This window comes from Photobacterium leiognathi, from assembly GCF_030685535.1.
Taxonomy (GTDB): Bacteria; Pseudomonadota; Gammaproteobacteria; order Enterobacterales; family Vibrionaceae; genus Photobacterium; species Photobacterium leiognathi.
In genome coordinates this window covers 915828-931677 of record NZ_CP131601.1, presented here as the reverse complement: position 1 = coordinate 931677, position 15850 = coordinate 915828, and the positions used below count along the sequence as shown (strand labels likewise).

Sequence of the window (15850 nt, the reverse complement as noted above, 5' to 3'; positions counted from 1 at the left end):
ATGTCAAAGATTGTGATCAATTCTCTCAGTTTTAAAACGAGTTAACGTGTAATAATGGAGATAATTAAAAAGTACTGAGGAAATAACAAAAAAGTAAAATGGCAGGCAAAAAAAAACCATACCTAACGAGGTATGGTCATAATTCACGCGGAAAGCAATCTGCGTAATGAATAAGTCAATCAACATAAAGCCAATTGCAAATCAGGAAAACCTGATAGGAGAAAGTAAAGTCAGCCTTCAAAAGGAAGTTGTCATCTTGCTCAACAGATAGCTTAACAATAGCCGATTTTGACACCCACCATCTCGCTATCAGATGACGAGGACAACTATAACGCTCTCTTAAATTGAGATTTTGAACCAGATCAATTTTAGTGCTGATTCCCCACTAAAAGAGAAAAAATAAGATCAAATATCTTATAAATGCATCTGTTCATCTGCTTTCACATGGAAAAACGGCGGAAATTGCCATGTTCAGAAATTTTTTTGGTAATAAAAAACAAGATCCCTCGGTCTCTTTAGATATGGACAAACAAAGAAGATACGAGGCCCTCGTTAGGGCTTGGCATCGGGATCTCTATCGCTACGCATATTGGCTTTGCCATGATGCTCACATTGCTGAGGATTTGGTACAAGAGACATGTTTACGCGCATGGCGTTCCTTAGATAGCCTACAGGATGATAAAGCCGCAAAAGCATGGTTAATTACCATTCTTAGGCGCGAAAATGCACGACGGTTTGAAAGAAAACAACTCGACCTTGTTGATATTGACGACCATGCTATTGCCGATGCAACGTCAAGCGTTGAAAATAATGCTGATCAGCACCTACTTCAACGTTTAATTATGAATCTTGCACCTGAATATAGAGAACCGCTTATTCTGCAAGTTATGGCTGGGTTTAATGGCGATGAAATAGCACAAATTTTAGAACTTAACCGTAATACGGTAATGACGCGACTCTTCCGTGCTCGCAACCAGTTAAAAGAACAACTAGAGAACCAATCTCAACAGAGAGGGAATCGAAATGGATGAATTAGAATTTAGACGGAGGTTGCTAGCCGATCCGCATGATAATGATCCCCAAGTCATTGCATGCAAATTAGAATCAGTAGCCAATAAAAAGTTTGCTGATGAATTATTACAGCTAGATATGCAGTTAGAGAAAGCACTCAAAGTTGACGTGCCTGACGATTTAGCTGATAGGATTTTATTTCATCAATCAGGGGAAGAAATGCCACCGAAGCGATTTAAAAACGTCTGGTCTTATGGCCTTGCCGCTTCTGTTGCTTTCGCTATTGGTATGTACTTTGGTCAAGCTAATTTCAATCCGACCCAATTACCACCAACAGCCACCAACTTGGCTGATATTGCTATTGAACACGTTAATTATGAAGAAAAGTTTGTTAGAAACTTAAATGAAAATGCAACCTTGCAGCAAGTTAACGCTAAATTACAGCCTTTAGGTTCAGAAATTAAAAACCTACCTGGGCATGTTTATTACGTCAATTACTGCGGCTTTGATGGCAAACCTTCTTTGCATATGATCATGGATACACCACAAGGTAAGGTTACGGTCTTTTTTGTACCAACACCAAGCGACGGTATTTCAAATTCAACCGATAATCAAAGTGAAAGCTTGGTTATGCCGATTCATGATGCGAGCTTAATTATTGTTGGTAGCAAAGGCGAAAATCTAATGCCTGTAGCAAATGAAATAAAGAAAAACCTGATTTGGGAGATCTGATCTCTCACTATATCCCTTCTCTTATAAACTCATTAACGGTGGCATAATGTCACCGTTTTTTCTTGCTTAAAATTATCGTAAAAACAACCTTAATTAACGCTATTTGATACCAAAATCACCATAAATTTCGTTAAAAAGTATTTTTATTCAAATATAGCACTGGTCTGCTTTGATCAACCCGTTAGTCCCCCTACAATCACCGCAAATTAGCGAAAATAGCTAATAAAAAACAATAAAATATATAATTAGGAATTATTCGAAGCATGAATAAGAAGCAAATTTTCACTCGTTCAGTTATTACTGCTGCGATCGCTTTAGCCTCTTCACAATCTATGGCGGCAGGATTTCAATTAAACGCACAATCTGCAACAGGTCTTGGCCGTGCTTTCGCTGGTGACGGTGTTATCGCTGATAACGCATCAACAATGGCAAAGAACGCAGCCTCAATGACGCTATTTGATGCACCAGCTCTTTCTCTTGGTGTTATCGCAATTGACACTGACGTTAAAGTTAAAGATACCAGTATCCGAACACCTTTAAATCCAAACCGTCCATTACCAATTGATGATGCATCAATTGGCGGTACAAGTTACGCACCAAATATTTACTACATTCAGCCTATTAACGATAAGTTCGCTGTAGGTGCATCACTTTACTCAAACTTTGGTACTAAAACTGAGTTCAACGAAGATTACGCTGCCGATCTATTTGGTGGTATCACTGATGTGAAAAGCGTTAACTTAGGTTTAAGTGCAGCATACCGTATTAACCAACAACTCAGCATTGGTGGTGGTTTAGACGTGATTTACGGTAGCGGCAAACTAGAACGTGGCCGTAATAGTCCTCTACTAGGCGGCAAAGATGCAGTAAACATCGATGCCGATGGTGTAGCACTTGGCTTTAACCTAGGTACGATTTACGAATTAGATCAAAATAACCGTTTTGGTTTATCGTACCGTTACAGTCCAACACTTGAAGCAAAAGGTGATATCAATTACTTAGGTCGTGACATCGGCAACGAAAAACTAAAAATGCCACTACCTGATATGGCTGAATTCTCTGGCTTTAACAAGTTAAACGACAAATTTGCCGTTCACTACAGCATTCAATGGATCCGTTGGAGTGAATTCGACAAACTAGAAACCACTGGCGGTACTTTCTCTAAAGCATATGAGTGGCAAGACAGCTGGCACTACTCTATTGGTGGTACTTACTACCTAAACAACCAGTGGACGCTACGTGCTGGTTACATGCATGACACCAGTGCACAAAATAAAGAAACATCGATTTCTGTACCTGATTCGGATCGTAACTGGTTATCAGGTGGCTTTAGCTACCATCTAGACAGTAAATCAACCATCGACTTCGGTTTAACTTACCTAATTGGTAAAGATGTAAGTGTTGAAGAATCACAAGCACCATTAGCAACAGTTAATGCAACAACGCGTGCTAACGCATGGCTATACGGCCTACAATACAGCCGTTCGTTCTAATTTCAGCGTACACTTGAACGCTAAAATGATTAAAAGGAGCCACTTGGCTCCTTTTTTGATCTTTTCTCCATTGTCTTCGCCACACTTTCCCTTCTTTTATTCACTCTACATCACCAATGATTGTTCAAATAACCACCAGAACAATGCAATAGCTGGTACAGGTGTACGCTGAAAACAGATCAGACCAGATTAAACAGGATAAAAAGTAACGGATAAAAAACCAATTAATTTCCATTTATTGGAATATTATTTCAATAGATAAAAATCATATCGATAATTTGCCACGTTCTTATTTGATAAGAGTATTATTTGCGCCTTAGTTTCAGCGAACAAGTAGCTATAGATAAAAATGAATAAGAACAAAATCACATTATCGTTAACAGCAGCATTAGCACTAGGCATGAGCACTAACGCTTTAGCTGCAGGTTTTCAATTAGCAGAATACTCAGCAACAGGTCTAGGCCGTGCATTTGCAGGTGAAGCAGCAATGGCAGATAACGCTAGCGCGCAGTTCCGCAACCCTGCAATGCTAACTTACCTTGAAGGTACACAAGTATCTGCTGGTGCTATTTACGTTGATCCAAATATCGATGTAAAAGGCGATGTTCAAGTAAACGGCCACACTATTGACCAAACTGAAGCACGTAATATTGCTCACAGTGCCGTTATTCCAAACTTCTACATTTCTCGTCAATTAAACGACAAAGCCACTTTAGGTTTGGCATTCGGTACTAATTTCGGTATGCGTACAGATCTTGGTTCTCAATTCTCTGGTTCTATTTTTGGTAATCAAGCAGAAGTCCACACCGTTGAGATCAATCCTAACCTTGGTTACAAAATCAATGACCAATTTAGCGTGGGTGCTGGTGTACGTTACATCATGGCGAAAGGCCACTTCGGAGCAGCGCTACCAAGCACACTGCCAAAAGCAATTGCAGGCCAACTTCCACCTGCATACCAGTACATGTACAACAAAGGACTAGCAGGCAAAAACCTTAAGTACATGGAAGGTGAAGATAACGCTTGGGGTTGGCAAGCTGGTGCAGCGTGGCAAATTAACCCAACCAACCGTATTGGTGTAAGCTACCACTCCGCAGTTGATTTAAATCTTAGTGGTCACGCTAGTGGTTTGGCATATAAAGACCAAACATTATCAGGCTCACTACCTCTTGAGCTACCAGCGTCAGCTGAAATTGCAAGTTTCCACCAACTTAATGATAAGTGGGCAGTACACGCAAGTGTTAACTGGACAGACTGGAGCAGCTTTGAAAAATTAGAGGCGAACATTCCTGCAATGGGTGGTAACGATCTAATCAAGCAAGAAAACTGGAAGGATAACTACCGTTTCGCTATTGGTACTACTTACCAAGTGAATGAAAAGCTAGCACTTCGTTCAGGTATTGCCTACGACACAGCAGCTGTTGATGAAGCACACCGTACTCAAACCATTCCAGAAACAGATCGTACTTGGCTAAGCCTAGGCGCTGGCTATCAATGGTCTAAAAACCTAACTCTAGATGCTGGTCTTACATACGTTTATGCGAAAAAAGCGCATCTAAATGAAACTGATGGCAAGATTAACGCTATTGCAAGTGGTGTTCTAGAGCAACCAACACAACTATCATTTGCAGGCACAACCTCTGGCGATGTATGGCTTGCAGGTGTTCAAGCAAGCTACCGTTTCTAATCAAATACCTCGATTACATTAGAAATAGATAAAACGCCTCTTTTCATAGAGGCGTTTTTGTCTTTGTTTATATTGATTAAATTTTATTTAATTCCAATAAACAGCTAAAAAGTTCATTAATTGAGTAAAAAATCATCTAGACCTCATATAACCTATCGTTTATCATTCCTGCGAAGTTGATATTGAAGAGTTCTTTTGAGCTCAGATACCGATTTGAATATTGTAGCTGCACAATACAAATATCAGCCACTACCATAGTATTTCATCATCACTATCCGCCAGTAATCACTCTATCACCACGAATAAATATTCGTCGGTGTATATTTGTCAGCCCGTTTACTCATATTTATCAAGAAATAGAAAGGCTTAAATAGCCCAATAATTTCTTGCGCTCTTTTTTACTTGGATTTTATGAAACAAAAGAAATATTTATTAGTGTTAACTGCGTTGTTAACAAGTCAGACTTTTGCTATTGAAAGTGGTCAAAATGTATTAAACACACAACATCAAACAATTATTCAAACAACTAAAAACAAATGCACGGGAAATTTAATTGCAGGGAAATGGGTATTAACCGCTCAACACTGTTCAGCGAATAACCCTACTATTATTAATACGTTTAATAATCAACGCATATTAGTTAAAGAACAAATTAATCATAATAATAGCCCTTATTATTATGGTGATACTATTGATATTGCTTTGTGGAAACTTGATAAAGATGCGCAATTTAACAAAATCACGCCACTATCCATACCTCCAATATCAGCCAAACAAAATATCGACTTATATGGCTTTGCCAATAATAGTGATCAAATAAGTAAAGTACCGCTGATCATAACATCGCAACCTAACGATAATGATTCAATAGTTAAAAGTGTAGTTCTTAAAGGTAATGGAACCTTAGTTGCTGGTGACTCTGGAGCCCCTTATATCAATGCTAATAACCAAATTGTCGCAGTTCACCAAGGCGTTGAAGGTGATTTTTACCGTGGTACACGTATCTCTAGTGCACAAGATTTTATTCTAAATACAGTTGATGGCTGGAACTACCCGACATTACTAGCCAATGTTAAAGGTCAGCAGGTGATCACTATTCAGAGTCTACATAAAGATGATGTTATCGATCAGGCTTACACTAGTGGTAACGTTACTATTAATTCTGACCAATCAACGTGTTTAAGAGGTAATATTAGCCCTTTTAAAACATGTACGTATGTTATTGATACTGATGGTAATGAAGGCAGCCTTATTTTATCTCCGACTGAAGTGATCAATATTAATCCAGGAGTAAAGGATGATAGTACGGGAAAAGATAATAACGATAAGCCAGATCAAATTATTACGGATAATAATGGTGGTGGCGGTGGTACATTTAATTTATCAGCTTTATTTTCGTTGTTATTCATTGTTTTCCTTCGTAGAAAAACTAGATACTAATATCTAATTATTTATACACACTATTAAGACGAATATAAAAAAGACCTCATCGAGAGGTCTTTTTTATTATCTATTTGTCACAGTGTTATTTAATCGCCATCGATTTCATCAAGATAACTATCATCAAAGTTATCTGCTTTCTGAGCTGGCTGATCTTCACCATACGTGGCAATAAAGTCTTTATATTGAATATACGCATCACGAGTAAAGACATAAGGATCTGGAGAATTTTCAAGCATAGATTCTTGCTGCACTAATGCTGCTCGATCTTCCATACCTTCAAACACCCACTTACCTAGCCCTTCCCAAAAGTTAAGTAATCCTAACATTGGGTAAAGCTGATCCGCTGAATCACCAAAACCACGGAAAGTCACAGGACCATAGAACGGTAACATTAAATAAGGACCATTAGGTACACCATAGTATCCTAACGTATCGCCAAATCGACGTTCATTCGGCTTGGTAATATCAGCAGCTGATGCAATATCAATTAAGCCACCCAAGCCAAAAATGCTGTTGATCCAAAAACGATTAAAATGGGTAACGGCTTCTTTGCCATTTAACGACAGAATGCTATTCACCATACTCGCTGGCTCATCTAAATTCGATAAGAAATTCATGATGCCTTTGCGTACAGGCGTTGGTGTGTAATCAACGTAAGCCACTGATACAGGACGAGCAATGTAAGGATCAAGGTAATTGTAATTCAAGTTCCACATTGCACGGTTAAAGCCCTCAAATGGGTCATACACACCGTTATTATCATTGCTACTATCTGCATCTATGTGATCAGAAATATTGCTAGAAACAATGTGATCTGACGGTTCATCCGGTGTTTGTGCACAACCGACGATCCCGAGAGAGAGCGCAATTATAAGTAGTAAATTTTTATTCAAAACACATATCCAATAAAAAGCAGGCTGGATAATGATATCCAGCCTGCTCAGTTTGTTCCAGTATTGAATTAATATTGTTTATTAATTAATACTTTTGTATCACCACCAAGCATAACTTTCTGACTTTCGCCATACCAGTCACCTTGCTTAGTCATCACATTACCATCACTATCAATTCGCGCACGGATCAGCATTTCAGATAACGACGATAGTTTGCGCTGCGGCATCATACTGTCTTTATCTGTTAGCGTAATAGTTAATGGGAACTTCGTCGTTAACGGTAACTTCACCGCTGCAATTGGCATTGGCGCGCCATCAGCACTGTGTACCGAGATAATAATGTCACCTTGCTTTGGCATCACTACATCTGGTGCAAGCGAAATCGTTGCTGTTACTTGTTGCTTAGCTTGTTCTGCATCAGCTTTAGGTGCTGCGTCTGCTTTGACTGCACCAGCGGCTTCTGCGCCATTAACAATTGCCATTGCTTTGTTATCGGCGTCTAAACGTGATTGGGCACGTTCAATACTACGATCTAGCATAGGAACACGAGAATCATTCGGGCCAATCAGTTTCTTCATCATGGTCCAGTAAGCAATCGCTTGTTTGAATTGATTCTGCTCAAATGCATCAAATGCCAATAGCGATAATGCTTGGGTATTAGTGTGATCATGTTTAATCACTGTACGTAGCAGCTGACGTGCGGTATCGCTAGCACCCGGTTTACCACTTAGCATTAGCGACTGTGCGTAACCTAGCTGGATATCGCTATCCATCGGGTTAAGATCATAAGCACGCTTCATTGCCATTTCAGCAGTCTCGCCATCACGATTCGACATCGCAATACGACCTAACAGTAACCAACCCATAGGATCGTCACCATCATCATGCAATTTCGTACGCAGTGCTAAGGTTAGATCTGCCATATCTTGATCAGATAGCGGCTCATTAGCAGCATTATCACCAAGTAAACGCTTTGATAGCTCAGGTAGACGATTCACCGCATCGTGCCAATCTTCAACCTTTTTAATACCACCAACAGAGGCATACATGCCGTAACAAATACCCACAATTAAGATGATACCTGGTAGTAACATCGCAGGACTTACATGTACTGATTTCTTCGCTTCACCTTGTGGTAAGTCATCAAGTAATGACTGTTGCAGCTCAGAAACTAATTCTTGGCGATTCTCAACCAAACCTTCTTCAGATTCGTTTTCAAGTTCATGAATACGATCTTTAAAGAACGCTTTATTTAATTCATCTCGGCTTACTACGTCGTCATATTCTTTGCCATACAACATAGGTATTGCAAAAAATGCCATCGCAATAAGCACTAAGACAGCAGTTATAATCCAAAACAGTGTCATTTATTTACCTTTGATTGAGTATCAACACTTTCAGCATCTTGCTGTTCCATTTCGGCAAGCAGTTTTTTTAATCGCTCCGCTTCCGCTGCATCTAATTGCGCTTCTTCTGCTTTTTCGCCGTTCTTACGTGAACGATAAACCAGCACAGTAAAACCAATCACAAGACACAGAATTGGACCAACCCATAAGATCGCCGTTGACGCCGTCATTGGTGGATTGTAAGTCACGAAGTTACCGTAACGTGCAATCATGTAATCAATAATTTGCTGGCTGCTTTTACCTTCTTGAAGTAATTCGAAGGTTTTCTGGCGCATGTCTTGCGCCAGTGTTGCATTAGAATCCGCAATATTATTGTCTTGACATTTAGGACAACGTAGCGTGGCAGTTAACTCTTGAAACTGCTTTTCTTGCTCTGCATTTTTAAAGTCATAAACATCAATTGATGCAAATGCTTGCAATGCAGCTGTTAACGCGATGGTTGCCGCGATAACCATGGCAAATAAACGTTTCATTAGCTTTTTGCCTCCGCTTTTAGTTTGTTGTACAACGGCTCTAGTGTGTCTTTCCAGTTATCAGGATTCACATCACCTACATGGCGGTAACGAATAATGCCGTTAGCATCAATTAGGAATGTTTCTGGCGCGCCGTACACACCTAAATCCATACCAAGCATGCCATTACCATCAAACAAAGTATGAAGGTATGGATTACCCAACTCAGTTAACCAACCAATCGCTTTCTCACGCTGATCTTTGTAGTTAAGACCAATGATTTTCACACCTTGTTTAGAGAGCGTATTTAGGTATTGGTGCTCGGCATAACATGTCGGACACCAAGTCGCCCATACGTTTAATAGTAAAGGCTCGCCTTTGAAAATCGTTTGCTGATACTCTTTTCCAGGTTGGAATAGATCTTCTAATTTAAAGGTCGGTACAGGTTTACCCACCAATACCGATTCTAGTTTTGTTGGATCATCACCATCAGCATTACGTGTTAACTGCACCATGAACATGATCACCAATGCAATAAACAGAACTAATGGAATAAAGAGTAATTTCTTATTCATGCGTTAATTTTGCCTCTGCTGATTTATCGTGCTTGGTTGCAGGTTTACGGAAACGGTAACGCTTATCACTGATCGCTAATGCACCACCCAGTGCCATTAACAACGCACCCGCCCACATCCAGTTAACAAATGGTTTGTAGTAAATACGTACCGCCCATGCGCCATCGCCTAGCTTCTCACCCATTGCAACATAAAGGTCGCGAGTAATACCACTGTCGATTGCCGCTTCCGTCATCATTGAGCCAGCAACGCTGTAGAAACGTTTTTCAGCATGTAGCGTGGTTACATTGATGCCACGGCGACTGATATTGAAATCAGCAATGTAGCCATCGTAGTTTGGACCATCCGCATCACGCAGACCAGCAAAGTGGAAGTCATAGCCTTTCACATTTACAGACTGACCCGGAGCGAGACGTAAATCACGCTCGATATCGTAGTTTGATACTAATGTAATACCGATAATTGAAATTGCTAAACCTAGGTGACCTAACACCATTGCCCAGTGACTACGACCTAGTTTACCTAGACCTTCAAATAGTGTGTGGCGGTGTGTTGCACGTTGGTATAGCTCAAAGCCGTGCATTACGATGATCCAAATTGCCATCATCATACCCAGTACCGCTAGCGGCTCTACCACACTTGCAGTGAAGTAAATCAGTAAGAATGATAATGGTACAGTGATCAATGCAGAAATAATCATTGGCTTGCGAACATTTGCCAAGTTATCACGCTTCCAGCGAACTAGAGGACCGATACCAAGAATGAACGCAAATGGCACCATTAGCCATGTAAATAGCGTATTGAAGAAAGGCACACCGATAGAAACCGAGCCTAAACCAATTTGCTTGTGAACTAATGGTAATAGTGTACCGATAAGTACAACCACTAAACCTGCAACCAATAAGATGTTGTTAGCTAGCAATAAGTTCTCACGAGAGAACAGGCTGTAATTACCACGCGAGCGAATTTGACCACCACGTAGTGCGTATAGTAGTAACGAACCACCGATAACTACCACAAGGAAACCAAGGATAAACATACCGCGTGCTGGATCTGAGGCAAAAGCGTGAACCGATACCAGTACGCCAGAACGTACAAGGAAAGTACCTAGCAAGCTTAATGAGAATGCAGAGATCGCAAGTAGTACAGTCCACGCTTTAAATGTACCGCGTTTCTCAGTTACTGATAGCGAGTGCATTAGCGCTGTACCTGCCAGCCAAGGCATAAATGAGGCGTTTTCTACTGGATCCCAGAACCACCAGCCCCCCCAACCTAGTTCGTAGTAAGCCCACCAAGAACCTAGTGCGATACCAACAGTTAGGAATGCCCATGCAGCGATTGTCCAAGGACGAGACCAACGAGCCCATGCAGTATCTAGACGGCCTGTCATCAATGATGCAATCGCAAAAGAGAATGCAACCGAGAAACCTACGTAACCCATGTATAGCATTGGTGGGTGAATGATCAGACCCGGATCTTGCAATAGTGGGTTTAAGTCACGGCCTTCAACAGGGAATACCGGAAGCGTACGTAAAAATGGGTTAGAAGTAATGATGATGAACAGTAGGAAACCCACTGCAATCATACCCATAACAGAAAGTACACGCGCAACCGACTCAAGAGGCATACCGCGACTAAAGCGTGCAACGGCTGTCGCCCAACCTGCTTGGATCAGCACCCATAACAGTAGCGAGCCTTCGTGCGCACCCCATACCGCCGTAATGCGGTAATACCATGGCAATAAGCTCGTTGAGTTACTTGCAACATACGCAACGGTGAAGTCATTACTATAGAATGACCAACATAAGATAACAAAAGACAGTGATAAGAAAGCAAAAACACCGTATGACAATGGACGGGCCATACGCATCATTGCTTGGTTACCAACTGCAGCACCATATAGCGGATAAATACTGACCAAGACCGATAAGGCAAGGGCAGCAATAAGGGCAAAATGGCCTATTTCAGGGATCATTGAGCACTACCTTGTAGTTGTTCTTCAGTATATTGAAGTTTTGAGTGATTTTTCTTCATTGCTTCAGCAACTTCAGGCGGCATGTAGTTTTCATCATGCTTCGCCAACACTTCGTGCGCTTTCACTGTTGTAGGGTTAACCAATACACCTTGCGCCACAATACCCTGACCTTCACGGAAAAGATCTGGCAGGATACCATCGTAAGTCACTGTTACTGCAGGGCCAGTGTCAGCCACTTGGAAGCTTACGCGAAGCGATTCTGGATCACGCTTTACCGACCCTTTCACCACCATACCACCGATACGTAAACGTTGCCCAACTTCAGGTTTAGTACCATCAGGCTTACCATTTACCAGCTCTGTAGGAGTATAAAAGAGATCCATATTTTGGTTTAACGCATACAGCACTAAGCCAACAGTTGCACCAAGGCCTAGCACTAACGCTAACACTAAGGCTAGACGCTTTTTACGTCTTGGGGTCATAGCGTGTTCTCCAACTTCTTCGCTTCTTTAATACGTTCTTCACGCGCCATTTTATTTTTAATATCACCTAATAAACGACGCTGTGTTGCCATACTTGAAAAAAGGATCCATAGCATTGCGATAAATGAAATACCGAATGAGCTCCACACATATACTGCGTAGCCACCCATGGCAAAAAAATCGCTCATAGAATCAAAATGCATACCGACCTCACTTGTTCACTAATTCACGCACCCAAGGGCGGTGACTTTCGCGGATAAGAATTTCATTGCGTAAACGGATCATGGTGACAGCACCAAAGAAACACGCAAAACCAATAATATTAATCAGTAGCGGCCATAGCATGTCTGTAGACATTGAAGGTTTAGCAAATTTAGTAATGGTTGCGCCTTGGTGCAGAGTGTTCCACCATTCCACTGAGAAGTGAATAATTGGAATATTAATCACCCCGACAATCGCCAAAATACCCGCCGCTTTTGCTGCGGTTTTGTGATCATCAAACGCGTTGTATAGCGCCATCACACCAAGGTATAAAAATAGCAAGATCAATTCAGAAGTAAGGCGTGCATCCCATACCCACCATGTACCCCACATTGGTTTACCCCAAATTGCACCAGTGATAAGTGCAATAAAAGTAAACACAGCGCCAATCGGTGCCATTGCAGCCGCTGCCATGTCAGACAGACGGATTTGCCACACTAGACCAATAAAAGCTGCAATTGCCATCGATACATATGCACCCATAGACCAAATTGCCGCAGGAACGTGCAGGTAAATTATTCTAAAGCTATCTCCTTGTTGATAATCGGTTGGCGCAAACATCAAGCCCCAAATCGATCCAACAATAATGGAAATTAAGCTAATGATGGAAAACCAAGGTAGTAACTTACCGCACAGGCGATAGGTATTCTCGGCTTTAGCGTAGGGATGTAACCACTTCCACATAATGCTCTCTACTCTTTGTATAGTTATAAATACGTCTTGAATGTCAAAAACAGTCACAATTGCGAGTCAAGTATGACTGCCATTAGACACAATCAATTTTGCCCTAATGGGAAAATACAAAAGTGAGAGTGATACGACTCCCACTTAATTTATCAGTTAACGCTAATACGCAGCGATGCAGCCACAGCAAACGGTGCCAGTGTGACTGATGCCACCAACATAGCTGCCATTAATGCTAATTGACCGTTATATGCCATCCCTAAGCCTGCCGCTTCTATCGCTGAGGTCGCGAATATAAGCACAGGTATATATAACGGTAATATGAGCAAGCTCAACAAAACGCCACCTTTTCGTAATCCAACCGTTAAAGCGACACCAATTGCGCCTAAAAAGCTCAATGTTGGCGTACCAACCAGCAGAGTTAATACAACCGCTACCCAAGTATCCCAATTTAGTGATAATAAAATCGCCAGTAATGGGCTAATAATAATCAGAGGTAATCCAGTCAATAACCAATGTGCAACCATCTTGGCAAAAGCCGATACCGCCAATGGCGTTGGCATCAATAACATTTGCTCAAGTGAGCCATCGGCATAATCATCACGAAACAAGCGCTCCATCGACAACAATGCCGCAAGTAATGCTGCAACCCAGATGATCCCCGGTGCGATACGCGCTAACAGTTTTGGCTCAGGACCAATACCTAATGGAAACAAGGTGATCACAATAATAAAGAACCACAACGGGTTCATTACATCCGCACGACGACGAAAGGCAATTAACAGCTCACGACGAATAATTTGAATAATAGAATTGAGCATAGTGATCACTGCCCTAACTTAATTTTTCTTAGGTGATTACTGTCGGTAAACATATCTTGGTGGGTGGTTAATAACACCATGCCACCACGCTCGACATGGGATAGAAACAAGTTTTCAAGTACCTTTACCCCTTGCTTGTCAATCGCTGTTAAAGGCTCATCAAGCACCCATAACTTATGATTACTCAACCATAGACGCGCTAATGCTACGCGACGCTGTTGACCTACAGATAGCTGTCCTGCTGGCACATCTTCACGTCCTGCTAACCCCACATGGGCTAACGCTTGCCATAACGCGTCATCACCCGTGACTTTTGGCGAACCCTTGAGATCTGAGCCTTCATTGCATTTATGCATCGCTTGAAAGAAAGCTAAGTTCTCAAAGGCTGTAAGTTCACGTTTAACGCCAGTTTGATGGCCAAGAAAAAGAAGTTCTTGATGAAAGTCTTCTCGCGCAGTATGAATATCTTCTTGGTTCCAGAGCACTTGCCCGCTATCTGCACGGCCTAATCCGGCAATAATACGTAGCAATGTTGTCTTGCCCGCACCATTGTGGCCTTCTATTTGAACCAACTCACCACTGGAGATTGTGAAACTAAGTTCATCAAACAATAAACGTTCATCACGAACGCAGCTTAAGTCTGCTACAGACAACATATAAATGATGTATCCTAGGTATTACAAATCAGCCCGCATAATACCACAGTGGCTATTAAATTAGGTAAATTGCGGACGTATTCATGGTTAACGAACGTAAGTAAATGTGAAATAAATGCGCATTAATTCAACACCATCTCACACAGCAAATGCAGCTCAAGCTGCGCCATCGGATAAACCGCAAACAAGCGGTATCGATCATAAAACGCCATTATTGGCGAGTTTACAAACAAAAGCATCAACCCCTGTTTCTCAACTGCCGCAATTATTGTTATCCATAAACAGCTTGCAACGTTTAGTTACATTTTTATTCAACCCGTTAAACTCTGGTACAGCTAAATTAACCACGCCATTGCCAAACAACCTAAATACTATTTTTCAGCAACTTTTCGCCCCCAATAACCAAGCAAGTTTAATTGCTTGGTTACAACAAGGCGGCGAAAGAAAACCTCTAGCACAATTGTTACAACAACTATCGCAACCACAGAGTCCATTAAATCAATGGATAAAAACATTAAGCCTTGACCAGCAACAAGATGTAACTGCCTTACTGCGTCTTGCTGGGGAACAACGTGGGCCTGAAACGCAACGATCACAGGAAAGCAATACCATTCACCTGCAATACCCAGTAAGTAACGAGCAATTTATTGATATTAAAGTGAAAAATGAGAGTGATAATTCAAACTCAAACACTGATAAGAATATCAACTCCTGCTGGACGGTCAAATTGACATTACCTATTGGTGCAATCGATATTTTGAATGTTACGGCGCAATGGAAAAACAGCGCCTTAAATACTGCATTTTCAACCACCAATGCCGCTTTACTGGCTCGGGTAGAAAAAGTAACTCCCCAATTATTGGCTCGAATGAAACAATTAGGTATTACATGCGAAGCACCAAGCTTTCAACATCAGCCAAACACAGATGTTGAAGCTGAAAACATTTCCCATACAGGACTGCATATCAAGGTATAACGATGGAAAAAAATAAAACTAGCGCCATTGCCTTGAAATACGATGGCGAGAAAACACCCTATATTACCGCTAAAGGCCACCAGCAATTGGCTGAACACATTATAGAGCAAGTCAAACAGCAAGGCGGCCTGATTCATCAAGATCCGGTGTTGGCACAATACCTCAATAGTTTTGATGTCGGTGATGAGATCCCACAAGAGCTCTATTTGATCATTGCTGAATTGATTGCTTTCTCGTGGTACCTAAACGGCAAAACCCCTCCGGGTTGGGAGGGGCTTGAAGATATTGACGTTGTAGTTTGAA

General features: G+C 41.3%; 17 protein-coding genes. 7 read left to right on the top strand and 10 right to left on the bottom strand.

Features of this window, described 5'->3' with window-relative positions:
• The first annotated feature begins 467 nt into the window (after positions 1-467).
• From Q7674_RS11540 to Q7674_RS11520, 5 genes are all read left to right on the top strand, one after another.
• Positions 468-1031: a sigma-70 family RNA polymerase sigma factor gene (locus Q7674_RS11540; RefSeq protein WP_045069621.1), complete on the top strand. Its 564-nt coding sequence runs from the start codon at positions 468-470 to the stop codon at positions 1029-1031.
• Positions 1024-1743 carry a DUF3379 family protein gene (locus tag Q7674_RS11535; protein WP_045063825.1) on the top strand — a complete coding sequence of 240 codons (720 nt, stop codon included), beginning with the start codon at positions 1024-1026 and terminating at the stop codon, positions 1741-1743. Before Q7674_RS11540 ends, Q7674_RS11535 begins: the two co-directional genes overlap by 8 nt.
• A 263-nt stretch (positions 1744-2006) precedes the next feature.
• Complete coding sequence (locus Q7674_RS11530) at positions 2007-3236, top strand: outer membrane protein transport protein (protein WP_305423799.1); 1230 nt, start codon at positions 2007-2009, stop codon at positions 3234-3236.
• Between the two features lie 349 nt (positions 3237-3585).
• The gene (locus tag Q7674_RS11525) at positions 3586-4923 is read left to right on the top strand and encodes an outer membrane protein transport protein (RefSeq protein WP_045063829.1); all 1338 of its coding nucleotides are present in this window, start codon (positions 3586-3588) and stop codon (positions 4921-4923) included.
• Between the two features lie 411 nt (positions 4924-5334).
• Positions 5335-6363, top strand: a complete 1029-nt coding sequence (locus Q7674_RS11520) for a trypsin-like serine protease (protein ID WP_052679875.1) — start codon at positions 5335-5337, stop codon at positions 6361-6363.
• 89 nt (positions 6364-6452) lie between these two features.
• Here Q7674_RS11520 and Q7674_RS11515 read toward each other — a convergent pair whose 3' ends face one another.
• The 10 genes from Q7674_RS11515 to ccmA all read right to left on the bottom strand — a co-directional run bounded on the left by Q7674_RS11515 (position 6453) and on the right by ccmA (position 14571).
• The gene (locus tag Q7674_RS11515) at positions 6453-7259 is read right to left on the bottom strand and encodes an MlaA family lipoprotein (RefSeq protein ID WP_008986482.1); all 807 of its coding nucleotides are present in this window, start codon (positions 7257-7259) and stop codon (positions 6453-6455) included.
• 68 nt (positions 7260-7327) lie between these two features.
• Positions 7328-8626 (bottom strand): c-type cytochrome biogenesis protein CcmI, encoded by a 1299-nt coding sequence (gene ccmI / locus Q7674_RS11510; RefSeq protein ID WP_045063832.1) that lies wholly within the window; start codon positions 8624-8626, stop codon positions 7328-7330.
• The gene (locus tag Q7674_RS11505) at positions 8623-9138 is read right to left on the bottom strand and encodes a cytochrome c-type biogenesis protein (protein ID WP_305423794.1); all 516 of its coding nucleotides are present in this window, start codon (positions 9136-9138) and stop codon (positions 8623-8625) included. The genes ccmI and Q7674_RS11505 overlap by 4 nt, the downstream gene beginning before the upstream one ends.
• Positions 9138-9692 (bottom strand): DsbE family thiol:disulfide interchange protein, encoded by a 555-nt coding sequence (locus tag Q7674_RS11500; protein WP_045063834.1) that lies wholly within the window; start codon positions 9690-9692, stop codon positions 9138-9140. Before Q7674_RS11500 ends, Q7674_RS11505 begins: the two co-directional genes overlap by 1 nt.
• A complete protein-coding gene (locus Q7674_RS11495) occupies positions 9685-11667 on the bottom strand; it encodes a heme lyase CcmF/NrfE family subunit (RefSeq protein ID WP_008986478.1) in 1983 nt (660 codons plus the stop codon). Before Q7674_RS11495 ends, Q7674_RS11500 begins: the two co-directional genes overlap by 8 nt.
• A complete protein-coding gene (gene ccmE / locus Q7674_RS11490; RefSeq protein ID WP_023933104.1) occupies positions 11664-12149 on the bottom strand; it encodes a cytochrome c maturation protein CcmE in 486 nt (161 codons plus the stop codon). The genes Q7674_RS11495 and ccmE overlap by 4 nt, the downstream gene beginning before the upstream one ends.
• Entirely contained in the window at positions 12146-12352 is a 207-nt protein-coding gene (gene ccmD, locus Q7674_RS11485) for a heme exporter protein CcmD (RefSeq protein WP_023933105.1), read from the bottom strand. The genes ccmE and ccmD overlap by 4 nt, the downstream gene beginning before the upstream one ends.
• A 7-nt stretch (positions 12353-12359) precedes the next feature.
• Positions 12360-13094 carry a heme ABC transporter permease gene (locus Q7674_RS11480; RefSeq protein WP_008986475.1) on the bottom strand — a complete coding sequence of 245 codons (735 nt, stop codon included), beginning with the start codon at positions 13092-13094 and terminating at the stop codon, positions 12360-12362.
• Positions 13095-13246: 152 nt separating this feature from the next.
• A complete protein-coding gene (gene ccmB, locus Q7674_RS11475) occupies positions 13247-13915 on the bottom strand; it encodes a heme exporter protein CcmB (RefSeq protein WP_008986474.1) in 669 nt (222 codons plus the stop codon).
• A 5-nt stretch (positions 13916-13920) separates the two neighbouring features.
• Positions 13921-14571, bottom strand: coding sequence for a cytochrome c biogenesis heme-transporting ATPase CcmA (gene ccmA, locus Q7674_RS11470; RefSeq protein ID WP_305423790.1), 651 nt, complete (start codon positions 14569-14571; stop codon positions 13921-13923).
• A 115-nt stretch (positions 14572-14686) separates the two neighbouring features.
• Here ccmA and Q7674_RS11465 point away from each other — a divergent pair, with 115 nt between their 5' ends.
• Both Q7674_RS11465 and Q7674_RS11460 read left to right on the top strand, forming a co-directional pair.
• Positions 14687-15547 carry a hypothetical protein gene (locus Q7674_RS11465; protein WP_045063837.1) on the top strand — a complete coding sequence of 287 codons (861 nt, stop codon included), beginning with the start codon at positions 14687-14689 and terminating at the stop codon, positions 15545-15547.
• A gap of 2 nt (positions 15548-15549) precedes the next feature.
• A complete protein-coding gene (locus tag Q7674_RS11460) occupies positions 15550-15849 on the top strand; it encodes an EscU/YscU/HrcU family type III secretion system export apparatus switch protein (RefSeq protein ID WP_008986471.1) in 300 nt (99 codons plus the stop codon).
• The last annotated feature ends 1 nt before the right edge of the window (position 15850 follow it).